Source organism: Microbacterium proteolyticum, assembly GCF_030818075.1.
GTDB lineage: Bacteria > Actinomycetota > Actinomycetes > Actinomycetales > Microbacteriaceae > Microbacterium > Microbacterium proteolyticum_A.
In genome coordinates this window covers 3,158,082-3,183,844 of the sequence record NZ_JAUSZZ010000001.1, presented here as the reverse complement: position 1 = coordinate 3,183,844, position 25,763 = coordinate 3,158,082, and the positions used below count along the sequence as shown (strand labels likewise).

21 protein-coding genes and 1 tRNA gene are annotated in these 25,763 nt (G+C 70.7%); 9 read left to right on the top strand and 13 right to left on the bottom strand.

Going from position 1 to position 25,763, the window contains the following annotated elements:
* Nucleotides 1-15: 15 nt before the first annotated feature.
* The gene (locus tag QE392_RS14825; RefSeq protein ID WP_307453075.1) at nt 16-594 is read right to left on the bottom strand and encodes a GNAT family N-acetyltransferase; all 579 of its coding nucleotides are present in this window, start codon (nt 592-594) and stop codon (nt 16-18) included.
* 176 nt (nt 595-770) lie between these two features.
* On the opposite strand from QE392_RS14825, the gene QE392_RS14820 reads away from it, so the two are divergent.
* Nucleotides 771-844: transfer RNA gene (locus tag QE392_RS14820), tRNA-Pro, on the top strand.
* Between the two features lie 128 nt (nt 845-972).
* Here QE392_RS14820 and QE392_RS14815 read toward each other — a convergent pair.
* Nucleotides 973-2,070, bottom strand: coding sequence for an NAD(P)-dependent alcohol dehydrogenase (locus QE392_RS14815; protein ID WP_307453073.1), 1,098 nt, complete (start codon nt 2,068-2,070; stop codon nt 973-975).
* A 326-nt stretch (nt 2,071-2,396) separates the two neighbouring features.
* Here QE392_RS14815 and QE392_RS14810 point away from each other — a divergent pair, with 326 nt between their 5' ends.
* Complete coding sequence (locus tag QE392_RS14810; RefSeq protein WP_307453070.1) at nt 2,397-3,638, top strand: NADH:flavin oxidoreductase/NADH oxidase; 1,242 nt, start codon at nt 2,397-2,399, stop codon at nt 3,636-3,638.
* 273 nt (nt 3,639-3,911) lie between these two features.
* Nucleotides 3,912-5,966: a putative Ig domain-containing protein gene (locus QE392_RS14805; RefSeq protein WP_307453067.1), complete on the top strand. Its 2,055-nt coding sequence runs from the start codon at nt 3,912-3,914 to the stop codon at nt 5,964-5,966.
* 260 nt (nt 5,967-6,226) lie between these two features.
* On the opposite strand, the gene QE392_RS14800 is transcribed toward QE392_RS14805, so the two are convergent.
* The 6 genes from QE392_RS14800 to QE392_RS14775 form a co-directional block, all read right to left on the bottom strand.
* Nucleotides 6,227-6,526 (bottom strand): SelT/SelW/SelH family protein, encoded by a 300-nt coding sequence (locus QE392_RS14800; protein WP_307453065.1) that lies wholly within the window; start codon nt 6,524-6,526, stop codon nt 6,227-6,229.
* A gap of 66 nt (nt 6,527-6,592) precedes the next feature.
* Entirely contained in the window at nt 6,593-7,051 is a 459-nt protein-coding gene (locus tag QE392_RS14795) for an acyl-CoA thioesterase (protein ID WP_307453064.1), read from the bottom strand.
* Between the two features lie 99 nt (nt 7,052-7,150).
* Complete coding sequence (locus tag QE392_RS14790; protein WP_307453063.1) at nt 7,151-7,513, bottom strand: DUF732 domain-containing protein; 363 nt, start codon at nt 7,511-7,513, stop codon at nt 7,151-7,153.
* A gap of 202 nt (nt 7,514-7,715) precedes the next feature.
* Nucleotides 7,716-8,411 (bottom strand): D-glycero-beta-D-manno-heptose 1-phosphate adenylyltransferase, encoded by a 696-nt coding sequence (rfaE2, locus tag QE392_RS14785; protein WP_307453061.1) that lies wholly within the window; start codon nt 8,409-8,411, stop codon nt 7,716-7,718.
* A 91-nt stretch (nt 8,412-8,502) separates the two neighbouring features.
* Nucleotides 8,503-8,697 (bottom strand): DUF2795 domain-containing protein, encoded by a 195-nt coding sequence (locus QE392_RS14780; RefSeq protein ID WP_307453059.1) that lies wholly within the window; start codon nt 8,695-8,697, stop codon nt 8,503-8,505.
* Between the two features lie 216 nt (nt 8,698-8,913).
* A complete protein-coding gene (locus QE392_RS14775) occupies nt 8,914-9,903 on the bottom strand; it encodes a zinc-binding metallopeptidase family protein (protein WP_307453055.1) in 990 nt (329 codons plus the stop codon).
* Between the two features lie 169 nt (nt 9,904-10,072).
* On the opposite strand from QE392_RS14775, the gene QE392_RS14770 reads away from it, so the two are divergent.
* The 3 genes from QE392_RS14770 to QE392_RS14760 all read left to right on the top strand — a co-directional run bounded on the left by QE392_RS14770 (nt 10,073) and on the right by QE392_RS14760 (nt 11,973).
* Entirely contained in the window at nt 10,073-10,417 is a 345-nt protein-coding gene (locus QE392_RS14770; RefSeq protein WP_307453054.1) for a YnfA family protein, read from the top strand.
* A gap of 23 nt (nt 10,418-10,440) precedes the next feature.
* Nucleotides 10,441-10,650 (top strand): hypothetical protein, encoded by a 210-nt coding sequence (locus tag QE392_RS14765; RefSeq protein ID WP_307453050.1) that lies wholly within the window; start codon nt 10,441-10,443, stop codon nt 10,648-10,650.
* A 510-nt stretch (nt 10,651-11,160) separates the two neighbouring features.
* Nucleotides 11,161-11,973 carry a shikimate 5-dehydrogenase gene (locus QE392_RS14760; protein WP_307453048.1) on the top strand — a complete coding sequence of 271 codons (813 nt, stop codon included), beginning with the start codon at nt 11,161-11,163 and terminating at the stop codon, nt 11,971-11,973.
* An 888-nt stretch (nt 11,974-12,861) separates the two neighbouring features.
* On the opposite strand, the gene QE392_RS14755 is transcribed toward QE392_RS14760, so the two are convergent.
* Together QE392_RS14755 and QE392_RS14750 are read right to left on the bottom strand one after the other, a co-directional pair.
* Nucleotides 12,862-14,685, bottom strand: coding sequence for a Na+/H+ antiporter (locus tag QE392_RS14755; protein ID WP_307453046.1), 1,824 nt, complete (start codon nt 14,683-14,685; stop codon nt 12,862-12,864).
* A 142-nt stretch (nt 14,686-14,827) separates the two neighbouring features.
* Nucleotides 14,828-16,276: an aminotransferase-like domain-containing protein gene (locus QE392_RS14750; RefSeq protein WP_307453043.1), complete on the bottom strand. Its 1,449-nt coding sequence runs from the start codon at nt 16,274-16,276 to the stop codon at nt 14,828-14,830.
* 19 nt (nt 16,277-16,295) lie between these two features.
* On the opposite strand from QE392_RS14750, the gene QE392_RS14745 reads away from it, so the two are divergent.
* From QE392_RS14745 to QE392_RS14735, 3 genes are all read left to right on the top strand, one after another.
* Entirely contained in the window at nt 16,296-16,667 is a 372-nt protein-coding gene (locus tag QE392_RS14745) for a hypothetical protein (RefSeq protein ID WP_307453041.1), read from the top strand.
* Nucleotides 16,668-16,714: 47 nt separating this feature from the next.
* Entirely contained in the window at nt 16,715-18,757 is a 2,043-nt protein-coding gene (locus tag QE392_RS14740; protein WP_307453039.1) for a DUF222 domain-containing protein, read from the top strand.
* 90 nt (nt 18,758-18,847) lie between these two features.
* The gene (locus QE392_RS14735) at nt 18,848-19,492 is read left to right on the top strand and encodes a hypothetical protein (protein WP_307453037.1); all 645 of its coding nucleotides are present in this window, start codon (nt 18,848-18,850) and stop codon (nt 19,490-19,492) included.
* A 490-nt stretch (nt 19,493-19,982) separates the two neighbouring features.
* On the opposite strand, the gene QE392_RS14730 is transcribed toward QE392_RS14735, so the two are convergent.
* Genes QE392_RS14730 through QE392_RS14720 form a run of 3 tightly spaced genes read right to left on the bottom strand, consistent with a single transcriptional unit; the run spans nt 19,983 to nt 25,742 of the window.
* Entirely contained in the window at nt 19,983-23,336 is a 3,354-nt protein-coding gene (locus tag QE392_RS14730) for an ATP-binding protein (RefSeq protein WP_307453036.1), read from the bottom strand.
* Entirely contained in the window at nt 23,333-24,274 is a 942-nt protein-coding gene (locus QE392_RS14725) for a DUF4194 domain-containing protein (protein WP_373426483.1), read from the bottom strand. Before QE392_RS14725 ends, QE392_RS14730 begins: the two co-directional genes overlap by 4 nt.
* Nucleotides 24,267-25,742 carry a DUF3375 domain-containing protein gene (locus tag QE392_RS14720; protein ID WP_307453035.1) on the bottom strand — a complete coding sequence of 492 codons (1,476 nt, stop codon included), beginning with the start codon at nt 25,740-25,742 and terminating at the stop codon, nt 24,267-24,269. The genes QE392_RS14725 and QE392_RS14720 overlap by 8 nt, the downstream gene beginning before the upstream one ends.
* Nucleotides 25,743-25,763 lie beyond the last annotated feature (21 nt).

The window sequence follows — 25,763 nt, the reverse complement described above, 5'->3', positions numbered from 1 at the left end:
GCGGGGACGATCCGGTCAGTCGTGCAGAGTGAGTGCGACGAGGGCGCGGTCGGGCTTCGGGCGGTTGACCACGGTGAATCCCGCCGCCTCGAAGACGGGCAGGACGCCGCGGAAGAGTTGATTGGAGGACTTCTTCGCCGCGGTGGGGTCGAGCGGGTATCCCTCGACTACGCGGGCGCCGCCTTCGCGGGCCGTCGCGACAGCGGCATCCAGGAGCTTCGCGGTGAGTCCCTTGTTGCGGTGCTCGGTGCGCACGACGAAGCAGGAGACGGCCCACACGTCGTCGGCATCGAGCGGTTCGGTGGTTGAGCCGGTGACGTCGCGGGTTCGGGCGAGTCGCGGTTGGGCGGTACGCGGCCCGACGCGCACCCAGCCGGCGGGTTCGCCGTCGACGTAGGCGATGAGGCCGGGCGGGCGGGAGCCATCGAGCTCGGCACGGAACAATTCGGTGCGCTCGTCGACGGATGCCTTCTCCCAGGGGCCGTTGGGCAGCAACCACCACTGGCACCGGCACTCGGGGCCGTCGCCGCTGTCGAGCGCGCGCTCCGCGTCGTCGAAGCGGTCACCGGTCGCGGGGAGGATCTCGATAGCCATGCGGCGACGCTAGCGACGGGGTCCGACATCAGCAACGCGTTGCGGGGGCGGTGACCGGCCGGGTGCTCATGCCCGGGCTCGCGCTGGCTTTGTGCATCGCACACGCCCGGGCCGCCGCTGGTTCGCGCGTCGCGCGCGGAGCGGCTAAGATAGACGAGTTGCCCGCTCGCGGGTTACGGGATGTGGCGCAGCTTGGTAGCGCACTTGACTGGGGGTCAAGGGGTCGCAGGTTCAAATCCTGTCATCCCGACAGATGAGGCCCGAACCTCCGCAGAATCGCGGAGGTTCGGGCCTTTCGTCGTCTTCGACTTTCGGGTGCCGTTGAACGTCATGCCGTGTCCGACGGTCGTCCGCGTCGAAGCCCTGGGATGCTCCGCGTCAGGAGGTCGGGAGCTCGTCCGCGCTCTCGCGATCCGCTTCGAGGGTCTTGCTGTCGATGACGTAGCGGAAGCGGATGTTGTTCGCGACCATCTCGTCGAAGGCCTTGTTCACGTCCTGGACGGGGATCACCTGGACCTCCGGCCGGATGCCGTGCTCGGCGGCGAAATCGAGCACCTCCTGCGTCTCTGCGATGCTCCCGATGAGCGAACCGGCGATGGTGATGCGACTCAGCGAGACCGCCCCGAAGTCGATGCCGCCCTCGTGGATGGGCTCGAGCATCCCGACGGTCACGAGCGCGCCGTCGTGTCGGATGAGCGACAGGTACGGCTTCATGTCGAACGGCGTCGGGATCGTCGACAGCACGAAGTCGACGCTCGCCGCGAGTCGTTCGACCGCTTCGTCGTCGTTCATGTCGACGACCTCATCGGCTCCGAGCTCCCGCAGGTCGTCGGCCTTGTCGGGGGTTGTGGTCAAGGCGATCACCCGGTCAGCACCGCGCGCCTTCGCAAGCTGCAGCCCGAGGTGACCGAGTCCGCCCAGACCGGCGATGGCGACGGTGCTTCCCGGCCCGACGTTCCAGTGAACCAGGGGGGACCAGGTCGTCACCCCGGCGCAGAGGAGCGGGGCGGCCTCCTCGAGGGGGATGGCATCCGGGATGCGCAGCACGAAGTGCTGGTTGACGACGATCTCGTCGGAGTACCCGCCAAGGGTCACCGCGCCCGTTTCCGGGTCCTGGCCGTTGTAGGTGAAGATCGCCGGCGGGTTCTGGTACTGCTCCTCGGGGACGCCGCGCTGCGACTCGTCGCCCCAGTACACCAGGCATCCCACGCCCACGCGGTCGCCGACGGCATATGTCGTGACGTCAGCGCCGACTTCGGCGACGGTGCCGGCGATCTCGTGACCGGGGAGGCACGGCCAGAGCGTGGCGAGCGCGCCGCCGAACTCATCTCGTGCCTGGTGGACGTCGGAGTGACAGACGCCGCAATAGGCGATGTCGATCCGCACGTCCTCAGGACCGACATCGCGCCGGTCGAAGGTGAAGGGAGCCAGGGGGGTGGTCTTGTCGGGGGTTGCGTAGCCGATGTTCTTGCCCATGGGGGTGGTGTCCTTTCCGTCGCCCGTCGCTGGGCGGTTCGCAACGGTACGATCACGGCCTGCGAGGAACGGACCGCTGGTGCTTCGCGGGCGGATCTGTATCATGCGGTCCGGTGTACTGGGGGGCTGGGACGGCCCGCCGGCCTGCGCGTGTGCGGGAGGTGACCCGTCCTCTCATCTGCTGCGGCAGATCTCACACCGCACGCGATGCGATGTGAGGGGAAAGTTACGACGGAGCAATTGACGAGACACCGCGATCGTCCGCGGCGCTGGTGGGGTGAGCGAACATCAGCTCCACCGTTCTCCCTCTGTCGAAAGGGCTTCGGATGCCGAACCTGTTCACCCCCTTCACCCTCAAGGGCGTCACCCTGCGAAACCGCATCGTCATGTCGCCGATGACGATGTACCGATCCGTCGACGGGCGGATGGACGACTACCACGTCTCCTACCTGGGCGCCCGAGCAGCGGGCGGGTTCGGGCTCATCTTCCCCGAACAGATCGCCATCACCCCCGACGGTCGGACGACCGTCAGCTGCGCGGGTATCTACGCCGAGAGCCAGTTGGAGGGCCTCGAACGCGTCTGCAGCGTCATCACCTCGATGGGCGGCACACCGGCGATCCAGCTGGGTCACACCGGTCGGAAGGGGAGCCTCGTGACACCCTGGGAGGGCGGACACATGCTGCCGCCGGACCACCCCAAGGGCTGGCAGACGAAGGCGCCCTCGGCCATCGCCTACGGGGGAGACATGCCGTACGCGCCGGAGGAACTCACCGTCGCCGAAATCCACGACTTGTACGACGCGTACGCCCAGAGCGCCAAATGGGCCGTCGAGGTCGGTTTCCAGTGGATCGAGATGCATTACGCCCACGGGTACCTTGGTGCCGAGTTCTTCTCCCCGCTCGCCAACCAGCGAACCGACCAGTACGGCGGATCGCTGGAGAACCGGGCCCGCTTCCACCTCGAAGCCCTCGACGCCGTGCGTGCGGTCATTCCCGAGCGCATTCCCCTCACGATGCGGCTGGGCGCCGACGACCTGAACCCCGAGGGCACCCAGTTCGATGACGCGGTCGTCGCCATCGGGTGGATGAAGGAGCACGGTCTCGACCTCGCCGACCTGTCGTTCGGCGGCAACACCGACGACATGCGCGAGAACATCTTCAACACCCCCCGCGCGTTCGTCGAGCGGGCGAACCGCGTCAAGCGCGAAGTCGGCATCCCCGTCGGCGCGAGCTGGAACCTGGGCAAGCCGCAGAACGCGGACGACGTCGTCAAGCAGGGGCTCGTCGACCTGGTCTTCCTCGGGCGCCCGGCGCTGGCCAACCCCCACTGGCCGGTCTGGGCGGCGCGCGAGCTGGGCTACGACAACCCGTTCGGACTCGTACCCGACGACTGGGGCTGGTGGCTGCGCAACTTCCGTGGTGACCAGGAGTCCATGGGCTTCCCAGCCGCTCCCGAAGCTATCGCCGGCGCCGAGGCCGCGAACGTCGCGCCGACCGAGGGGTGGAAGGTCGATGAGCCCGATGCGTCGGAGAACGGGGCTGAGGAAGAGGAGCTTAAGGTCGCCTAGCGGTCACGGTCGCACTGCCCGGGGCCTCGCGGCGCTCCGGGCAGTGCGCGTCTCGCGTCGGAGCGGCGGTTCGCCTCTGCTATGCCGTCCGCGCCGCCCCCGACGCCCCCGCCCGATTCGCAGGACAGGGTCGACGCTTCGGCGCAATGACTCCACCGCGCGGCGTTGTCACCCGAAGTAGATGGCACGTAGAGATGCCCTCGGGTTCTCTCCCGCGTGCACCTAGCGTGGGGTCGCCGGCGGGTGGACGCCGGTCTCGGAAGGCGGTTCCCCATGGCTCTATATCCTCGTTCGCGTACCTCCCGTGATGCGGTCGGTGCCGGTTCGACGCCGACGCGGGGGGCGGCGGCAGGGGATGGCGGCCCGCGTCGTGCGGGGCGCGTCGTCGCTGCTCTCGTCCTCGCGGCGGCGTTCGCACTCGTTCCGGCGGTGCAGGCGTCGGCGGTCGCTCCTCCGACGGTCGTCGGCACGTTCACGACGAGCACGAACGGCGGGGCGCTGCTGCTCAAGCCCACGGGTGCGAACGTTCTCTACGCCGCGAATGCCGGGGGTGGGCTGCTGAGTGTCACCGACCTCGCCACATCGACGTCGTCCACCCGCGTCCTGCGCACGGGGCTCCCCGGCGCGAGCTTCGAGTCTGACCAGAACGATGCAGGCACGCGGCTCTACGTGACGTCGTCGGTGGGCATCGACGTCTTCGACATCACCAACGGGACATCATTCATCTCCTTCATCCCTGCACCGGCTGGTGTCAGCTACTACTCGACGGCCGTCGACCCCGCGAGCGGGAATCTGTTCGTGGCGGGCGGACCCAGCGGGACATCGATGATCTACGTCATCGATCCGGCGACGGGCGTCGTGCTCAGACAGTCGGCACCGACGACGGCCGGGCTGTCGCAGTTGGCCATCGACGGGACACGCGGCCTGCTCTACGTCGGCTCGAACGCCTCCCTCGTCTCGATGCGCACCTCGGATTTCTCCGTGGTCGCATCATCGGCACCGATCCTGGCCGGAGGCAACAACCGGAACGGTTTCGCGATCGATTCAGCGCGCGGTCGCGTCTTTGCGGTGACCGGGGCGACCATCAATGCCATGACGGCCTTCGACGCCGACACGCTCGCAACGATCTCCACAATCGACACCAACGTTATGTCGATCGCTTCCTTCTCCTATCTTCAGAGCTCGGACTACCTCGTCGTGGCCTACATGAGCGCTGCCAAGCCTCGTCTGATCGACCTCTCCGACGGAACGGTGACGGAGATCACTGCCGCACCGTTCGGCCTCAATCGCGGCATCACCGTCGACCAGGTCAACGGGTACATCTACAACCACGGCACCACGAACAATCGCGTCACCGTCCTCGCCACCGCTCCCGACATCGTCACCACCTCGGTGCCCGCCGCGACGACCGGCGTCGTCTACTCGGCGGCGCTGACGACGAACGGTTCTACGCCGCGCTCGTTCGCCGTCACCGCCGGTGCCCTGCCGGCCGGGCTCGCCATCAATTCCAGCACCGGAGCGATCACCGGGACGCCCACGGTAGCCGGCACCTTCACGTTCACCGTCACCGTGACGAACGCCGCCGGCACCGACCAACAGCAGTACTCCCTCGTGGTGAGCGCGCCGCCCGTCATCACGACGACTTCCGTGCCGGACGGCACCACCGGAACGGCGTACTCGACGACCGTTCAGGCAACGGGCACGGGCCCGATCACCTTCGCGATTACCAGCGGGGCCCTTCCGGCGGGCATTTCGCTCGACCCCCAGACCGGGGTCATCAGCGGCACCCCCACCGCCGACGGGCCGTTCTCCTTCAGCGTCACCGCGACGAACGTCGCGGGTTCTAACACCGTCCCGTACACCGCGCAGATCCTCACCGCGCCGGCCATCACCTCCCCGTCGCCGGCGGCCGGGACGCTCGGGTCGGCCTACACGCACACCGTCACGGCCTCCGGGACGGCGCCGATGACCTTCGCGATCTCGAGCGGCGCCCTGCCGACGGGCCTGACACTGGACATTCGCACCGGGGTTATCAGTGGAACGCCCACCGTCGCCGGGTCGTTCACGTTCACCGTGACGGCGACGAACGCCGCGGGCACGACATCGGCGGCGTACTCCGTCGTCGTCGCGCCCGCCGCCCCGACTGGTTCGCCCGCGCCGACGGCGAACGCGAGTACTTCTGGAGCGCCGGCACCCACGAAATCGTCACCGGGCGAACTGGCTACGACCGGTGTCGATCAGGGGAATGTGGGCGTCGTGGCCGGGATCGCCGCGCTCCTGGTGGGCGGCGGAGCGTTCCTGATGCGCCGACGCACCCGCCAGAACTAGGAGCGGCGCCGCTGCTGGCGCCAGGTGCACCGCCTGGCGTGCCCGCTGGCGCGAGCAGTGGCGCCGCCTGGCGTGCCCGCTGGCGCCAGCAGCGGCATCGCCTGGCGTGCGCCGCCGGCGCGAGGAGCGGCGCCGCCGTGCGCACCCGCCAGTTGGAGGAAAGGCCCTGCCGGGCGCACCGCTCAGCGGGAGAAGCGGGACCGCCCGACGCGCCCGTCAGCGAGACCGACAGCACCCCTGGCACGCCGCCGACGTCGGGGCTACGGCGTGGCCGCTCGCGCTGCGCGATCCGCGTGCCCGAGCTTCCGCTCCGGTGCGATGACGTCGCGGACCCGACGCTTCAGCTCGACGATGTCCGGAAATCCTCCATCGTCCTTCCGGGACCACACGCGCGCGTCGTCGGCGTAGATCTCGAAGATCCCGCCGGTGCCGGGGACGAGCGTCGCGCCGCCGCCCATCAGCTCGTTCTGAAAGGTCGAGAGCATCTCCTGGGCGACCCACGCGGCCCGTAGCATCCAGGCGCATTGCGTGCAGTAGACGACTCGAATGGTGTGCGGCATCCTGGCTCTCCTCCTGGTCAGCGGTTCCTGGGCGGCGGGGTCACCGCCGGCGACGCATCGCCGTTGTCAGTCCAGCCGGATGGTTCCGGTCGCGGGATGCTCCCGCGGCATCCGGTCGCGATCGAACGTGATGTCGGTGTATCCGTGCGGCTTCGGTCGACCGTCTTCGTCGACGCTCACGAACACCAGTCGCTCGATCGTGAGGATGCGTTTGCGCGTGATCATGTTGCGCACGACGGCGCGCATGGTGAGAGATGTGCGACCGAAATGGGTCGCGGTGAGGCCCATCTCGACCAGGTCGCCCTGCAGGGCCGAGGCCTCGAAGTTGATCTCGGAGATGAGCTTCGTCACCACGCGGTAGTTGCCGAGCTGAATGATGGCGTAGATCGCCGCCTCTTCGTCGATCCACCGCAGCAGGCTGCCGCCGAAGAGCGTGCCGTTCGCGTTCAGGTCTTCGGGCTTCACCCACTTGCGGGTGTGGAAGTTGATGCCATCGTCAGACGGATGCCACTGCGGTTCGCTCACCCTTCCACGTTAGCCGCGCGTGTGTTCGCCCGCCCCTCTCGGCGCTGTCGCCCGACGACGGCCGGTTCGGCGCGGGGGCGGCCCGGGGGAACGTCGTCGTCACGGGGTCGGCGCGTACTCCGGACAGAGGTGGATGCCGGAAATCACGACGACCGCGCTCGCCTGCTGCTCCGTGATCGCGCCGCCCTGCATCGAGTCGAAGACCTCTTTGGGAGTCAGGCCGTTGTCGAAGGCCTTGCAGACCGCGCGACCGAGGTCGACCCACAGCCCGGGCGACGAGAAGTCGGTCTGGGGGAGCTGGGCGCGAAGCGCCGAGAGGTAGGCGGTCTCTTGGGCGACGGCATCCGGTGTCGGAGGGGAGGACGTGCGCGAAGGTGCCGGCGACGGCGCGACGGGAATCGCCCCGCACCCGGTGAGACACACTGCCAGCAGGAGCGCGGCGACGCTGCCGATCTTCCTCATGCGGCGAAGCGTAGGCGAGCCGCCCGGTCAGCGCGAGGGGGTCCATGGCGGATGGCCCGCTCTCGCGAAACGTCCGCCCTCCGCCCGATGCGCCTAATCCCCGCGACGACGATGCGCACAGCGTGCGGCTACCCGCCCTCGGCACGTCCGCCAGCGCCGCGATGCGCCGTGTCCCCGCGACGACGATGCGCACAGCGTGAAGTCACCCGCCCTCGGCGCCGGCCCGGATCCGCGCCACCGTCTCGGTGGTCGAGCGGTGGGGGAGGTAGTCGAGGATGCGCACCTCGCCGCCGTACGCGCGGACGGTCTCGGCCTCGGGCACCATCTCGGGCGTGTAGTCGCCGCCCTTCGTGTAGACCTCGGGGCGGAGCCGTTCGATGAGGGCGGCGGGGGAGTCCTCGGCGAATGCCGTGACGTAGTCGACGCAACCGAGCTCCTTCAGCACGGCGGCGCGCTCGGCGAGGGTATTCACCGGGCGGCCCACGCCCTTGAGACGACGCACCGAGTCGTCGTCGTTGAGGGCAACGACGAGGACGTCGCCGAGCGCCTTGGCCTGGTGCAGGTGAGTGGTGTGGCCGCGGTGGATGAGGTCGAAGCAGCCGTTCGCGAAGACGATGCGGCGCCCCCGCGCGTGTTCGTCGTCGATGCGGCGCGCGAGCTCGATGTGGCTGAGCAAGACGTCGTCGGTGAGGTCGGCGGCGGTGCAGACGGCGGTGCCCGGCCGCGCCACGACCACGTCGGCGGCCCGTTGCGCGAAGGTCGCGGCGCGGGGGAGAGACGCGCCCGCGCAGAGTGCCAGGGTCAGCGCCGCGGCGAACGTGTCGCCCGCTCCCGACGCCTGCTGCTCGGCGGCGGGTACGGCGCGGGTGCGGCCGGTGACCGCGCCGTTCTCGAGCACGACCGTTCCGCGACGTCGAGTGCGGCGGGCACCGGGGGGCCGGCGACGCCCCATCGCTCGGAGCCCCGCCGGTCAGACACCTCGGTCGCTCTCAGCTGCCCGACACGGCGCTGCTGACCGCGGTCGGGCCGTCGAACGAGTCGCGGTCGGCGTTCTCAAGGGCGGAGACGAGGTCGTCGGGGGCGCCGTTCTGACGAGCGACGCGGACGAGGTCGTCCTTCGTCGCGGGGTAGTCCACGCCGCCGAGATACTTCTGCAGTTCGATGGGGGTGGGGTTGTCGGCCATGTCGATCCTTTCGTCGCACCGCGCCCGGCGTCCGCCGAGCGGTTCGTCACCGTACGGCGGGAGCGCGGCTCGCGGATCGGGCCTTGACGGACGCGGGGTCCGTGGTTCGCGTCGGCCCGGCGCCCGCGTCACCGGGTCCGCCCGGCGGCCGGAGTGCCCGGTCCGCCCTCTCCTCGACCGGCCGGCGCGGGGTGGGGGCGCGCGACCTTCGTCCTGTCAGCCCGTCGGCCGGAGGGATGCGATGAAGTCCAACTTGTCGAGCACGGGGTCGGGGATGACGAAGGGGTACAGGTCGGCCTTGCCCATGGACCGGTTGACCATGTTGAGCGCGGTGGACAGTGGCATCCACGTGTCGGTGACGAACGCGCGGAACGACGGGCAGTCGTCGGGGCGGGCCGTGCGCGCCAGACCGTAGATGTGGGCGGTTTCGACCGTGTCGGTCATGTGGAGGAAGTGCGCCCAGGTCTCGGCGAAGTCCTCGTAGGGGTGCATTGTGGCGTAGGTGGAGATGTAACGCTCCCACCAGTTCGCGGGCGGTCCCTCGGAGTAGTGCCGGTCGATCTCCGCCTGGTAGTCGGCCGTCTCGTCGCCGAAGAGTCGACGCGCCTCGTCGATGCGATCGGTGCCCTCGACCAGCCGCCACTCCATGTAGTGGCCCACCTCGTGACGGAAGTGGCCGAGCATCGTGCGGTACGGCTCGCCGAGCTGCTCCTGCACCCGCACGCGGTAGGCGTCGTCGCTCTCGGCGAGGTCGATGGTGATGACGCCGTCGTCGTGACCGATCGTGACGTTCTCGGCGACGCTCGACAGCAGATCGAAGCAGAGGCCGTGCTCGGAATCCTCGCCCTTGCCGACGACGGGGAACCCGAGCCGGTCGAGGTCGACGAGCAGCCACCGCTTGGCGCGCTCGGCGACGGGGAACTGCGAGAGTCCCTTCGCGTCCGCGTCGTTGGGGCGGACGCGCGTCAGGTCGCACGCCGAGCACTGGCCCCCCTCGAAGCGGGAGAGCCAGGTGCACCCCGACAGGTTGAGGTTGCGGCACACGTGCCAGACGAGCCCCGCGGCATCCACGTACCGCCCGTCGGCATCCAGCGGAACGATCTCGCGTTCCTCGCGGGAGAAACCCAGTCCCGTCCCGCACGAGAGGCAGACCGAGTTCTCGAAGTACAGGTCATTGCCGCACACGCGACACCGGAACGATTTCATTCCGCGAGCCTGTCAGAGCGTGAACAGAATCCTCGTCGGGGTTGCGGGACCGGCGTCAGGTCGTCCTCCTCCCGGTGACGGGCGGGGCGCGCGGCGGACCCGCTCCTCCCGAAGGCCTGCGCGCTGCCGGAGCCCGCGGGTCCGCGTGACCCCGCCCCATAATGACGGAATGACCACGGCCCGGATCGTCATCCTCTTCGCGCTCGCCGCCGTCGCCGAGATCGGCGGAGCGTGGCTCATCTGGCAGGCGGTGCGCGAGAACCGCGGGTGGTGGCTCGCCTTGCTCGGCATCCTGGCTCTGGGGGCCTACGGGTTCGTGGCGGCACTGCAGCCCGACGCGCATTTCGGGCGCGTGCTCGCGGCCTACGGGGGAGTGTTCGTCGCCGGGTCGCTGGCGTGGGGCATCGTGGTCGACGGCTTCCGGCCCACGATGTGGGATTACCTCGGGTCGGCCGTCGCTCTGGTGGGTGCGGGCATCATCGTGCTCGCGCCGTCAACGCCTGTGCCCGAGTGAACCGCGAGCGTACGCTGACCGCCATGACCAACGTCCCCGGAGAGACGAACCGGTTGCGCGCGGTGATCGCCAAGATCGACTCCGACAACCCGCTCAAGGTGCCCTTCAGCTTCAACCAGGGTCACATCAGTCCCCGCCTGGACCGCCTCGAGGCGAAGCTCTCGTACATGGCCGAGTACATCGCCTACCTCGAGCAGCGCATCGAAAGCCTAGAGAGCGAAGTAGTTAGTTAGGCGAGAGATTAGGCGGTGTCAAGCGTCCCGCTCGCGCCGGCCGTCTCGGGCACACTCGTCCCATGACGAACGAGAACGCGCCCCAGGGCATCGCCGACGACTTCGCCGCCATCGAGACCGAGCGACCCTTCGGGTCGTACCTGTCGGTCATCAACGGCGGCGCGTAGTCGTCCGGACCTCCGCGCGAGGTCTCCCCAACAGGGTCGGATGCCGCAAGGCTCCGGCCCTTCGTCGTGGGTGGCGGTGCGCGGTGTGCGGCGTGCTGTGCGGTCAGTGTCGCGGTCTGTGCGCGTGCGGTCTGCGTCGGGCTCGGCGCGCGCTGCGCGGTCTGTGTCGCGGTCTGTGCGCGTGCGTCGCGGTCTGTGCTCGTGCGTCGCGTTCTGTACGCGTGCGGTCTGCGTCGGGCTCGGCGCGCGCTGCGGGGGCGTAGCGGGCTGCCTGCATCCGAGTCCCGCATGCCCCCGCCGTAGCATGAGAGATCCGCCCACGAGACGAGACGAGACGAGACCCATGCCCGAGCTCAGCAAAGACACCACCCTCTGCATCTCGCTGTCGGGCCGTCCGTCCAACATCGGAACGCGGTTCCACAACTTCCTCTACGCCGAGCTCGGCATCGACTTCGTTTACAAGGCGTTCACGACCAGCGACATCACCGCGGCGATCGCGGGCGTGCGTGCACTCGGCATCCGGGGGTGTTCGGTGTCGATGCCGTTCAAGGAGGCCGTGATCCCCCTCGTCGATCGCATCGAGCCCTCGGCCGCGGCCATCGGCTCGATCAACACCATCGTCAACGATGACGGAGTGCTCACCGCGTCGAACACGGACTACGAGGCCATTGCCGACCTCATCGCGAGCCACGGGCTCGACCCGGCGGCATCCGTGCTGGTCCGCGGATCGGGCGGCATGGCCAAGGCCGTCGTCGCGGCCTTCCACGGCGCGGGGTTCAGAGACATCACCGTTCTCGCCCGCAACGCCGACGCGGGCCCGGCGCTTGCTCACACGTATGACGCCCGATGGGTCGCCGACGACCCGGAGCCTGGCGCCCGCATCATCGTCAACGTCACTCCGCTCGGCATGGACGGACCGGATGCCGACGCCCTGGCGTTCTCGCCCGCGCACATCGCCGCGGCGGACACCGTCTTCGACGTCGTCGCCTTCCCGGCGGAGACGCCGCTCATTCGCGCCGCGCGAAACGCGGGGAAGAGCGTGATCACGGGCGCCGAGGTCATCGCCCTCCAGGCCGCGGGCCAGTTCGCGCGGTACACCGGCGTGACGCCGACGCTCGATCAGGTGCAGCGCGCATCGGCGCATTCGCGGGCGTAGCGGCGGGTCGGGCGCGGGCGTAGCGGCGGGTCGGGGGTGGGCGTAACGGGGCCGGGCGGTCGTACGGCGGCTCGCCGCGCATCTCGCCGCACGGGGGTGTGGCACCGGGCGAGCCGTCGAGCGAGGGCTGGCCGCGCGTCGGCGGATGCGGCGCGGCGGCCCGCCGTGCGTGTCGGCGGGCCGCGCGACGCCGCGCCTTCAAGCGGCATCCCTCTGCCTTCTGCCGCCCCCCGCGCGAGGGGTCACTTTTTGTCGCCCAGAACCGCCGGAAGCGACACTTCTTGACCCCTCACGCGCGCGGAGCGGGGCGGCGGCGTCCCCTTTCCCGCGTGAGGGGTCACTTTTTGTCGCCCAGAACCGCCGGAAGCGACACTTCTTGACCCCTCACGCGCGCGGAGCTGGGCCATCCCCTTCGCGGCGCGAGGGGTCAGGATGTGTCGCTCAGAAGCGCCGGAGGCGACACTTCTTGACTCCTCGCGCGTGCGGAGCGGGGCGGCGGCGTCCCTTTCCCGCGTGAGGGGTCACTTTTTGTCGCCCAGAACCGCCGGAAGCGACACTTCTTGACTCCTCGCGCGTGCGGAGCGGGGCGGCGGCGTCCCCTTTCCCGCGTGAGGGGTCACTTTTTGTCGCCCAGAAGCGCCGGAAGCGACACTTCTTGACCCCTCACGCGCGCGGAGCGGGGCCGGCGGCATCCCCTCACGCCCGGGCCTTCCCGCTCACTCCTCCGTCTTGTCGCCTCCGCGGGCGCGGAGCGGGGCGGCGGCGTCCCCTTCGCCGCATGAGGGGTCAGGATGTGTCGCCCAGAACCGCCGGAAGCGACACTTCTTGACCCCTCACGCGCGCGCGGAGCGGGGCCGGCGGCATCCCCTCACGCCCGGGCCTTCCCGCTCACTCCTCCGTCTTGTCGCCTCCGCGGGCGCGGATCTCCTCCAGGTCGAGGCCGGCCAGGATCTTCCTCGCGACGAGGTCGTCGATCGTGCCCTCGCGGCGAAGGCGCAGCAGCACCTCGCGCTTGCGATCGAGCACCGCCAGGCGCAGACGCTGGGCCTCTTTGTGGCGCAGCAGCGGGGAACGCTGGGTGAGGTCGATGTCGTCGCTGACGGCGATCATCTCGAGCGGGCCCGTGCGGAGCGGCCCCTCGGCCGCGCGGGATTCCGACCCGTCGCGCACGTTCGATCGCCGATCAGTCCCCGCGCCCCCGTCGGAGACCGGGCCTCGCGACCGCTCCTCGTCGTCGTCCGCTCCCGGGGGCACCGGGCCCATCGTCGCGGTCGTGTCGTCGAGCGGGGCGTCGAGCTCGGCGAGGTTGCGCTCCTCGGCGGCGCGCTCACGGGCGACGGCTCGCGCGTTCGCCAGCTCGAGGCGTTCGTAGCCTTCCCGTCGCGCACGGTCGCGCACCCGATCGCTGATCCCGTGCTCGATGGCCAGCTCGTCGAGGGCGGCCAGCGCTGCTCCCGAGATCGCCCTCTGGGCCAGTTCGTACTCCTCGATCGCGGCGTCGTCGTTCGGCAGCTTGGCCCAGCGGATGACGGCCGGGAGCAGGGGACCTTGGACGAGCAGGGTCAGCACGATCACGCCCGCGGTCACGAACACGATGGCCTCGCGTCCGGCGACGGGTGCCCCGTCGGCGGTGGTGAGGGGCACCGAGAGCGCGATCGCGAGCGACACGGCTCCGCGGAAGCCCGCGACCGTGCTCACCACCCGCGACCGGTGCCGAAGCGACCGCGTCGACCCCGCGGGAGGCCTCGAGAACGGCGAGAACAGCCACTGGAACAGGTAGCGCACCACGAACAGCGCCAGCCACGCGGCGACCGTGATGAGCAGCAGGGTGCCGATCTCGGAGGGTGAGATCTCGTGTGCGACCAGCTGCACCTCGAGCCCGATGAGCACGAAGAGCGCCCCGTTCAGCAGGTAGACGCCGAAGGGCCACGTGGCATCCGCCGCCCGCCGGGAGATGGCGGTGGTAATGCGGGGCGATACCCAGGCGACGATGAGACCGGCGAACACGACGGCGAGGACCCCCGATGCCTCCATGAGCTCGGCGACAAGGAACGCCACGAAAGGCACCAGCAGCAGCGTGAGGTTGATCGTGAGCGTGGACTCCATGCGGCGCAGGGCGAAGAACGCCAGCGCCGATACCGCGATCCCGGCCGCCGCACCCCCGAGGTACGAGATCAGCACCATGCCGGTGATCTGCCACGGCGTGATCTGTTCGCCGAGGAGCAGGGCGACGGCGATGGCGTAGAGCACCAGGGCGGTGCCGTCGTTGGTGAGGCTCTCGGCCTTCAGCTTCATGAACGTGCGCGCCGGCAGCAGGCGGCCGAGGGCGGCGACCGCCGTGGCGTCGGGCGGAGCGACCGCCGCGCCCAGGACGAGCGCCGCCTCCCACGGCACCCCCATCCACGTGGCGACGCCCGCGACGGCGAAGGCGGAGGCCACCACCAGGAGCGTGCTCATCGGGACGATGTAACGCAACGACCGGCGCACGGAGCGAAGAGATGTGGTCCACGCCTCACGGAAGAGCATGACCGGCAGGAACAGCAGCAGCACGGTCTCGGGCGGCAGCTCGATCTGTCGCAGCTCGGGGATGAAACCGAGGGCCAGACCGATGACGAGGAGCACGAGCGGCGTCGCCACCCGCAGGCGCGGTGCCAGCACTGTGCCCGCGAGCAGCGCGAGGCCCAGCAGAACAGTGATCTCGAGTCCCTGCATGCGTCCCGCCTTTCGCCGTGCCCCTCACCTCAGCGTAAAGAGGGGGTCCGACATTCCCGGCGTCGGCTTCGCGCCGGAGCGCGGGCGTCTGCCGGCCCGTTCGCACGCCACGGTGTGGTGCCGGCCCGACCGCGCTCGGTGATCATGCCCCCGATGACGAGCGATACCGGTCCCACGCTTCGCCGAGACGCTCGAGACCGTTCTCGAGCAGCGTCGAGGTGATGGGGATGCGGATGTGGTCGTCGGTGTCGACGTCCGACGAGAACTGCATCGATCCGGCCACGGACACGCCGAATGCGGCAGCGTGGCGGGCGAACGCGGAGGCCGAACCCGTCGGCATCCGGGCCCAGATGCACAAGCCGCCGCGAGGTGCTCGCCAGCGCCAGTCCGGCAGGTGGGCGGCGAGCAGAGCGCCCGCCTTCACGGCTGCCTCGCGGTGGGCGACGACGGCGTCTCGACGGAGGGCGGGGGCCTCGGCGAGCAGGTCGAGCGCGAGCAGCTGGGAGGGGACGCTGGTGGACAGATCGGTCGTCTGCCGCAGGCCGCGCAGCCGTCGCACGAGCACGGGGTCGGCGCGCATCCACCCCACCCGCAGGCCCTCCCAGGCCCATTTCGAGAGCGAATCGACGACGACGATCGGCGCGTCGGGCCGCAGGGCCGCCAGCGAGGGGGGAGTCGCTCCGTCGTACGACAGGTGGGCGAGCACGCGGTCCTCGATCAGGGTGATGCCGTACTCCGCGGCGAGATCGGCGACGCGCTGGCGCACGGCCGGCTCGGTCTGGATGCCGGTCGGATTGTGGTTGTGCGGGTTCAGGGCGATGAGCACGGGCCGTCGCACGACGATGGCCGCCTCGAGTTCGTCGACGTCGATCCCGTCCGGGGTCAGGCGGATGCCGTGCACCCGACCGCCGCGTCGGCGCACGGCATCCGTGAGTCCGGGCCAGCTCACGTGTTCGGTGAGGACGGTGTCGCCGGGGGAGACGAGTTCGTCGATGAGCAGGCTCAACGCCTGCTGGCCGCCGTGCGTGACGAGGACCTGCGCGGGGGTGGTCGCGGTGCCGTCGTCGGTCATCGTCCGGGCGATCAGGTCGCGCAGGGCGGGGAGTCCGGCGGGGTCCGCTTCGACGGTGGTGGCGTCGAGCACCGGTCGGTGCCGGTTGACGATGTCGATCGCGCGCGGAGAGATCGCCGGAACGGCGCGGAGCAGGTCGATGTTCGACGAGAGCGAGGCGTAAAGCGCCTCGCCCCGTCCGGCCGCCTGTCGCGGGGTCGAGGGGGCTGTTCCCGCGACGCGCGTTCCGCTGCCTTGGCGGCGGTCCAGGATGCCGTCCTCGTACAGCCGCGCGTACGCGCTGACGACCGTGCCTCGGGAGACCGAGACGGTGGCGGCCAGGGTGCGTTCGGAGGGCAGGCGGTCGCCGCCGCGCAGTTCGCCCTCGCGGACGAGCCGGGCGATGCCGTCGGCCAGACTCGCCGCGAGCGTGGCCTCGGCGCTCGCCCATTTGCCCAGGCGTTCGGCGAGGCGCGCGGCCGACACGACGGCCGTGCGGTGGTCCACAAGGGCGGAAGTGGCTCTGTCGACGAGGGTCATAGACCCCGATTCTGGTCCAATGAGCCAACACAATGCGTCCGAATCGGCGTTCTTCGGTCCAGTATCCGCAGATTGGACCATCAACGAGTTCCTCGAGTGGATCGGTGCCGACGACGCCCGGTGCCACGACGCGACCCTGGGATGGATCCTGACCGCCGTGAACGACGCACTCGGAACCCTCGTGCGGGGAGGCGCCGCGCCGGTCGCGGCGGTGCGCGCGCTCACAACGCCCGCCCGGGGAGTCGTTGCGCCGGTCGCGGCGGTGCGCGGCCTCGCCATGCGGGTCGCGGCCGAACCCCGTGTGGGGGAGCGGCGACTGGCCGAACTGATCGACGTGGCGCCGCTTCCGGTGGGGCAGCACACGGGTCGCGAGGTTCTGCTCGCTGTGTGAGGTCGCGATCGCCGGGCGATGTCGGAACCCCTCGTTAGTGTTCGAGCATGGACATCGCGGCATCCCCGAGTGACCGGTCGCGGCCGGCCTCTCTGTGGTGGGGCGTGCCGTGGCCGAGCGACGACGACCTGCAGGCCGAGGCCGACACGGCGTGGGCGATCGAGGTGGGGCTGATCGATCGCGGGGGCTTCGAAGCGCGGAGCTTCGAAGGCGAGCGCTTCGCTCCCGAGGTGGGGCTGATCGATCGCGGGGGCTTCGACGTGCGGGGCTTCGAAGGCGAGCGCTTGGATATCGAGATGCCCGCGCCGTTCAATCCTGCGGCCTCCGCGTACGCCGATCTCGCGGCACCTGCGCCGTTCTATCCTGCGACCTGCGCGTCGTCCGGTCCCGCGCCGTCCGCGCTGTCCGATCCCGTGCCCTCCGGTTCCGTGCCCTCCGGTTCCGTGCCCTCCGATCCTGCGTCGTCCGGTCCCGCGCCCTCCGCGCTGTCCGAACCCGCGACACCCACGTCCTCCGAACCCGCGACACCCACGTCCTCCGATCGAGCGACGCTCGCGCCGTCCGATCCCGTGACCCTTCTCGATGAGCTCGAGCACCACGTCCGTGAACGCCATCGCGCCGCCGCGGCGGAGTACCGCCTGATCCGACGTCTGCTCTACGACGCGGTCGTCGACCCCGTTCCGTGGGTGGGCCCTGACCCCGCCCTGGATGCCGCGTGGTCCGACACTCGCGGGCGCACCATGGCGGCGGTGCGGCGTGATCGCCGTGATCTGGCCGAGCGGGCGGCGGTCGCCGAGATCGCGGTGCGGTTGCGGCTGTCCGAGCAGACGGTGCGCACGCGGGCGGCACACGCGGAGACGCTCCAGATGCGGTGTCCCGAGGTGTGGGCGGCGTTCGCGGAAGGCATGATCTCCGAGCGACACGCCGTCGAGTCGGCGCGGTTGGCGACGTCGCTTCCTGACGAGGTCGCGGGCGAGCCCGTTGCATCGACGCCTCCCGATTCCGCGTTGCCCGCCGACGAACCGACGACGTCTCCTGACGAGGTCGACGTGCCTTCGCGGGAGCTTTCACCCGACGCCGAGCCGGGTAGCCCGAATGCTCCCGATGCCCTCGTCACTGGCGCGGGGGCCGAATCCGACGAGCGCGCGTCGTGGAAGGCGTTCGACGAGGGCGCCCTCGATCGCGCGCTGCGGCTCCCGCCGGCGCGGTTCACCGTCGCCGCGCGCGCTCTCCGCGAGCGTGTGCACAGCGAGTCGCTCGAGGCCCGTCACCGCCGAGCGGCCCGCGACCGCGGCGTGTGGCTGACGCCCGAACTCGACGGCATGGCCACCTTGACCGCCCTGCTCCCCGCCGACCGGGCGCACGACGCACTCACGCGAGTCGACCGCATTGCGCGTCAGCTTCGCGCCGCGCCCGACGAGGATCGCGCGCTCTCGGAGCTGCGAGCCGATGTGTTCGCCGATCTTCTGACGGTGAGCGGGTCGGGCGACGCGGGATCTACGCCGCCTGATGCGACCGGCGCGGGCGCCGGCGCGGGCGCGGCGGACTCTCGGGGTGCGGTGTCGCCGGTTCCCGCCTCACCGACACCGCGCACGAACCGCCGGGCCACGATCGTCGTGACGGTCCCCGCGCTGACGCTCCTCGGGGCCGGGGCCGGGGCCGGTGCCGGTGCCGAGCCGGCGGTCCTCGACGGCTACGGCCCGATCAACCTCGATACGGCCCGGCGCCTGGCGGGCGAGGCGACGTCGTGGGTGCGCGTCCTCACCCACCCCCTCACTGCAGTCCCGCTGGCTCTCGACCGCTCGACGTACCGTGTGCCCACCGCGCTGCGCCGGTGGCTGGGCGTGACGTCTCCGACCTGCGTCTTCCCCGGATGCGGACGTGCGGCGCGAGAGTGCGACCTCGACCATCTGCGGGCCTGGGCCGAGGGGGGAGTCACCGACGACGACAATCTCGCACCGGAGTGCCGACATCACCATCGACTGCGTCACGAGACGCGATGGCATCCCTCTCGTGACCCCGATACCGGCGACCTTCGCTGGACGTCTCCGCTCGGCGCCGACTTCGCCGAGGATCCGCCGCCGTTCTAGGAACCGACAGCAGCGAACACGAGAACCCGATCGCGATGAGCGTCCTACGACCTGGGCGAACGGTCGACGGCGCACGACTACTCTCTCCCCATGACCTCCGCGCGCGACGCTGAACGTGCGGCTCACCCCTCGGGTCTCTCCCGCGGTGCCCGGCTGATCGTTGCCGCGCTCGCGGTCATCGGGGAAGTGCCGCTCGTTCTCTTCGTCTGGATCGGGGCAGTCGTGCTGGTCGGGGCGGGAGGCATCCCCCTGTCAGCGGCGCAGGTGCTCGCGTGGCTGCTGACGGCGATCGTCGGTGTCGTCGTCTGGCCGCTCGCCCTCCGACGCGCGCGGCGCGAGTTCGAGCGGCGTCAGAGCTCGGGCGCGGCCCCGACGCCGACGCGCGCCGACGCTGTCGCTCGAGCGATTCTCGTCGTCCTCGGTGCCGTCGCGATCATCGCGCTGACCGGTCCGCGCGACATCATCTCGGCGTTGGCGGATGCCGGGGCGACGATATCGATCGGACCCCGAGAGAACGGGTTGCTGGTGCAGCTCGTCGCGACCATCCTGATCGTCGTCATCGCCGCGCCCGCGCTCATGCTGACCCAACGCGCACTCGGACGGATGCGGGCCGACGACCCGCGCCGTCCACGGCTCGAGGAACGTCAGAACTGGCACCTCGCTGCTGCCGTCGCGTGGGTCTGTTGCCTCGGCGTGGGTTTTCTGGTGTCGCTGGCCGCGCTCATCACCATGTGACAGCGAACGAGGGCAGGGCAGAGCCGGGCCAGGCAGTGGCGGGCAGAACATCTCCGGGCAGAGCAGTGCCGGGAGAGCAGTGCCGGCAGGCTATCGCCGCGAGCCGCGCGACCATCTCGCGCAAGCCCCGCGACCATCTCTCGCGTCACCGGCGACCATCTCACGCAAGCCCGGCGACCATCTCGCGCAAGCCCGGCGATCCTCTCGCGCAAGCCGCCCGACCATCTCACGCAAGCCCCGCGACCCTCTCACGCAAGCCCCGCGACCCTCTCACGCAAGCCGCGCGACCATTTCACGCGAGCCGCGCGACCATTTCACGCGAGCCGCGCGACCATTTCACGCGAGCCCCGCGACCATCACACGCAAGCCGCACGACTGTCGCACGCGTGACCGGCGACCATCTCACGCAAGTCGCGCGACTATCTCACGCAAGCCGCGCCACCATCTCACGCAAGCCCCGCGACCATCTCACGCGTGACCGGCAACCCTTTCACGCGTGCTCAGCGACCCCCACCTTCGCCTTCGCCCACGACCGCCCGCGCGTGTCCTTCAAGATGTCGTACTCCACGTCGACGTGCGGCTCGATCGCGCTGTACTTGTCGTTCGGCGCACCGATGACGAGCTGGAAGCCCAGGCCCCGCCACGCGCCGATCGCGCGCTTGGTGAAGTGCGCGTCGGCCTTGATGAGCGCCTCGTCGAGGAACACCGGGGCGTACCGCGGCCGCTCGGCTCCGGCATCCCCCAGCTGATACCGCAGGGCGGCGCCGACGATGAACGCGATGAGCTCCTGCGACTCGCCGCCGGACTTCTCGCCGATGTGGTCGTACAGGGCGACGTGCTCCCCGGTGTCGGCGCGGAAGCGCTCGGCACTGACCCGCACGTGATTGCGCACGTCGACGAGGTCGGCGAAATCGGGAGCGGTCGGACGGATCCGCCCGATCAGCCGCGCCATGCGGCCGTAGACGGCTTCGCGCTCCTCGTCGGAGGATGCCGCGTCGATCGCGGCCCGCACGTCGCGCAGCTCGCGGCGGAACCGGCGACGCACCTCCGACTGACCCTCGCGCGGAACGATCTGCAGCCGATGCTCGTCGTCGTAGAACGGCAGGTCCCGCATGATGTCGTTGATCGGCGCGATCCGCTCGCGGATCTCCCGCATCGCCCGCGTGAGCGCGGAGTCGAGGCTGGTGAGGTCGTTCCCCGACAGCCGCAGCAGCGAATCACGCCACTCCGCCTCCAGCTCGTGCAGACCGCTCGTCTCCAGGTCGGCGAGGATCCGCTCGAAGTCGCCAAGAGACTCGTCGGGGTCGGCGAGCAGGTTGGGGCTCGGCCACCGGTCGATGAACGCGGTGAGCGTCCGCCGCAGGCCGTCGCGCTGGTCGGCCCAGGTCTCCTGCGCCGAGCGCTGTTCCTCGAGCAGCAGGCGGGAGGCGCTCTCCAGGGCGGCGTCGAACCGCGCGAGGACCTGCGACGGCGTCGAGGCCTCCCCGGCGGGCGCCACGAACAGTCCGTCCAGGTACGCGGACTCCTCGGGCGAGAGCGACACCCCCAGATCCTCTGCGCGCTCCAGCCGCTCGTGGGAACTGTCCACGTCGTCCGTGACCTCCGCCCAGCGGGCGGCGAGGGTCCGCTGCTCGGTCTTGGCCGCGCCGATCTCCTCCCGCAGCCGCGCGGCGCGCACGCGCGTGCCCGAGATCTGCTCCTGCAACTCCGCGATGCGCGGGTTGCCGGCGGTGATCTCGACGACGGTCTCGTTCCAGCGCTCGAGTTCGCGCTGAACGGATGCCACATCGACCTGGTCCCACGACAGGTCGGCGATCTTCTCGAGGGCGCTGCGTCGCTCGTCGAACGCGTCGAGGGCCGCGGCGGCCTCGTCGACCGCGGCTTTCGCGGACGCGAGGTCGCGGCGAACCGTGACGATCTGCTCGCCGAGCTCGGTCAGGCGCACGCGCGACGAGAAGCCCAGCACACTGGTGCGGGTGGATCCGCCGTGCGCACCGCGCGAGCCCTGACTCGTCTGGCCCGAGATGCTCAGCGCCAGACGGTGGCGTGCCAGCTCGGCCGACGAGTCCACGCACACGAAGGCGAACTGCTGTTCGAGCCGGTCTTTCAGCCACCCGGTGAAGGGGGAGCGCCGGTACTCCAGGCGCCCCGGCAGCGTCGCGGGATCCAGCCCCGTACGCTCGGGCAGCCCCGTCGACACACCTTCGAACCGCAGCCGCTCGCCGAGCCGCACGCCGTCGATGGCGGAGCGGAAGGATGCCAGGTGCGCGTCATCCACGAGCAACGTCGTCGCGAAACCGCCCAGCGCCAGCGTGAACGCCCCGCGCCACGGCTCGTACTCGGTGCGGACGTCGACCAGCTCAGCGACGAACGGCAGCTCCGCCGCGGTCAGCCCGGCGGCCTCGGCCAGCGCCTCGCGGGCCTCGTGCAGCCGGGGCGGGATGTTGTCGTCGCGTGTCTGGGTGCGGCGGTGCTCGGTCTCGAGAGCGGCGAGCCGCTGGCGCAGCTCGGTGTGCCGACTGCTCGCGGCCACGAACGCGTCGCGCACGGCGGTCTTGCCGTCTCTGTCGCTCAGGGTGTTGCGGGCTTCGGTGAGCAGCGCGTTGAACTGCTTCTCCGAGGTCGCCTCCGCGTGCAGAACAGACACTGCCGCCTCGAACCGCTCGCGGTCGCGTTGCATGCCCGCCAGACGCCTCTCGAGCCCCCGGAGTTCGCGCTGCGCCGCGTCGAGTCGGTCGCCGCCGGCCGCGCGCAGCACGTCGCCGAGCCCCTCGCGCTCCGCTTCGGCCGCATCCGCGAGGGCCTGCCGTTCGCGCACGAGGGCGTCGGTGGCGTGCGTGCGCTCGCGCAGCTCGTCTTCGACCGCGCCGAGCAGGTCCACCCGCCGCTGCGCGCGCCAGAGCGAGGCGCGCGACTCGGGGTCGCCGAAGCGCCCCAGGGCGTCGATGAGGCGCAGCCGCTCGGCGGCCTCGTCGATCCGCGTCTTCATGGCGCGGATCGGCTGCAGCGCGCGCACCTGCTGGCGCGCCTCGACCATGCGCGTCCGCGTGCCCTCCAGACCGTCGAAGTGCGACACCACCGCGTCGGCCACCGCGAGCGTCTCGGGCTCCTCGAGCACCATGCGCTTGTACAGGTCGTCGACCGTGGTGATCTGCTGCCCGGCCTGGATGCGCGCGAGCAGGCTCATCGCCTTCGACCCGGCCCCGGCGGCCCCGATGCCGAGCACCGCGTGCAGCCGTGCCGAGAACTCGCGGTCGGTCGCGAGGGTGTCCAGACCCGTCGCCCGCACCGCGGAGTCGGACAGGTGGCTCTGCGCCGCGCGTTCGAGCCGGCGCAGATCGAACGCCCCGTGCACGGTGGCCCGCACCTTGACCGCGTCGTCCAGCGTGCGCGCCGCCGCCGGGATGTACCACGCCCGCACCGCGGTGAAGCGGGAACCGTCGTGATCGGCCCACGTCATGGCGATCGCCGTCCACGTGTCGACGCCGTCGCCGCGCAGCACGCGTACTTTCGTGCCCTCGTCGGTCAGCGCCTCATCGAGCTTGCCGCGGCCGTACGAGAGGATGTTGCGCTGCTCCTGCCCGCGCGGACGCCCCACCACCGCCCCGTTCGACGCCCCGTTGAAGGGGGTCGTGTGCGGCATCATCAGCGCCACGTAGGCGTCCATGAGCGTCGACTTCCCCGACCCGGAACCACCGCACAGCAGCGTCGCCGTCGGCGCGAAGCGCACGCGGTGCGTGCCGTCGTACCCGCCCCAGTTGATGAGTTGCAGGTCTTCGGCCACCCACTGCTGCCCGCGGGACGCGGCGGGGATGAGCCCGAAGAGGGTCTCGAGCATGGTCATGAGAGAAGGTCCTTCTCGGAAATCTCGGCTGTGCGGGCACCGGGAACCCCGGATGCCGGAGCATCGCCCTGGGGTGAGGTCTCGGGGTCGGCTGTGCGGGCACCGGGAGCCCCGGATGCCGGAGCATCGCCCTGGGGTGAGGCCTCGGGAATTTCGCCTGTGCCGGCACCGGGAGCCTCGGATGCCGGAGCATCGCCCTGGGGTGAGGCCTCGGGGTCCGCTGTGCGGTCACCGGGAGCCCCGGATGCCGGGAGCTCCGGCTCACGCGCCGCCGGCGTCTCGGCATCCTGTGTCTGCTCGTCCAGCCATTTCTGCAGCTCGCGCAGCGTCTCGGCGCTGAGCACGATCTCGATGAGCGGCCCGATGCGGAAACGCCCCTCGGACTCCTCCTCGATGATGCCCTCGCGGTCGAGGCGCGCGATCGCGGTGCGCACGGCACGCTGCTGGCTCGCGCGCGTGCCGTCGCTCTCGCTGAAGTAGGTCAGCACAGTCTGCTCGACCTCCTCCACGTCGACCCGGGCGGATGCCGTCCCCGCGGTCGTCTCGCGCTGGAAGACCGTCCGCAGGTACACCAGCACCAGGGTCTCGGCGCGGGAATACGCCTCGTCCTTGAGCAGGATCGGCACGTCGAGCTCGTCGCTGCGCACCTGCTCCTTGTAGGCGACGCCGCGCGCGTGGTCGACGACGAGCCGCACGAACAGGTCGTTCAGCCGCGACTCGATCATCTGCTGGTGCTCGAGCAGGAGCTTCCACTCGACGGGGGAGTTCTCGGCGAGGAGGAACCGGCGCTGGAGGATCCGCACGAGCACGCGCCGTACCTCGGCGTCGAGGGTGCCGCGGTCACCGGCGAACAGCGCGTCGGGGTCGTTCTCCATCGCGACCGGGGCGATGAACGCGCGGTTCTCGGCGTCGGTGCCCGGGGTCTGCACGTCAGTCATGGGCATCCTGTTCTGTGAGGTGTGCTGCTCGGACTCCGCCGAACGCGAAGCGTCGCCTGGTGCCGTCCGGGCGCACGGTCTCCACGATCGAGACGTCGTCGGTCTCCGTCAGGCCCCGGCGGTGCACGATCTCGAGCAGGCCCACCAGGTCGACGGGGCGCCGGGTCTCGGCATCCGCCCCCGCGAACGCCTCCGCGAGATCGAATCCGTCGCCGAGGGTCGCGACGTACGCCTCCAGCTCGGCATAGTGCGGACCGCCCCACGCGCGCGTGTCGACACTCGCGAATTCGACGTCGGAGGTGTCGGATGCCAACGGCTCCGGCGCTCCGGGAGGTCGGACGTCGCTGAGGGACTGCCGCAGGTGCCCGACGTCGGCGAGCGGCAGCGTGCGCACGGGTTCCACGCGCCCGGGGGAGCGGGTCTGACTCCAGCGGTGCAGTCCCGCCATGACCCCGCGCAGCAGGTCGTCGACCTGCCGGTCGCGGATCGGGTCGTGCGTTCGCACCTGCGCGGTGATGACGTGCGAGGCCCGCCGCTGAGCCGTGAGCACCTCCTGCACACCCGCTTCGACGCGGCGGGCGATGGCATCCAGCTCGCTCCGCTGCTCGGCGCTCATGAGGCGCGAGAACGGCTGCGTCAGGACGGCGTGCAGCTGGTCGGTCAGGTCGTCGATGTTCTCGGGATCGCCGATCAGGCGCAGCGCGCCCTCGAACGCCCGGCCCTCGGGGGTCGCCTGCATCACCTGGCGGCCGCGCTCGAGATACTCGCGGAGCACCTCGCCGGTGGGGCGCACGTCGCGACGCAGCTCGGCGACCACGTCGCGCTGCATCGCGGCGATCGACTCGGCGACGCGCGAGAAATCAGCGGGGAGCTCGCGCGCGAGATGGATGACGTTCTCGGCCTCCTCGAGCAGGTGGTCATCGTCGAGCGGCTCGACGATGCCGTCGTCGAGCGCCGCGATCTCGGCATCCAGTGCCGCGCGCTCCTCCAGCAGCGCCTCGCGGCGGCGCACCGGGTCGCTCTCGGCGTCACGGGCGAGGCGTTCGACGGCGTCGAGCAGGGTCCGCACGCGCGAGCGGGACACCCGTGCCCGCCCGCCGCCGGCGCGACCGGCGATCTCGAGCGCGCCGACCGCGTGCGCGGACAGGCGATACACCTCGACGTCGTCCTCGATCTGCAGACCCAGCCAGCCCACGCGCACCCATCCGCGGCAGATGTCGCGCGCCGACCCCGCCGGGATGCGCCGGTCGTCGTCTGTGTCGTATCCGGCCGCCCGGAGTTCGTCGATCGCCTCGGCGACCTCGACGTGCGCGTCAGCGACCGCCACGGCGGGGCGATCGGGTGAGAACACCACGGACAGCACGGCCACGACGAAGGGGGCGAACCGCCCGTGCAGCAGGTCGAGCGTGGGGTTCTTGAACGCCGTGACCGAGCGCAGGTAGGCGGCTTCGGCTCGGGTGCGGGTCACTGAGGGGAGTCTACCGGGACC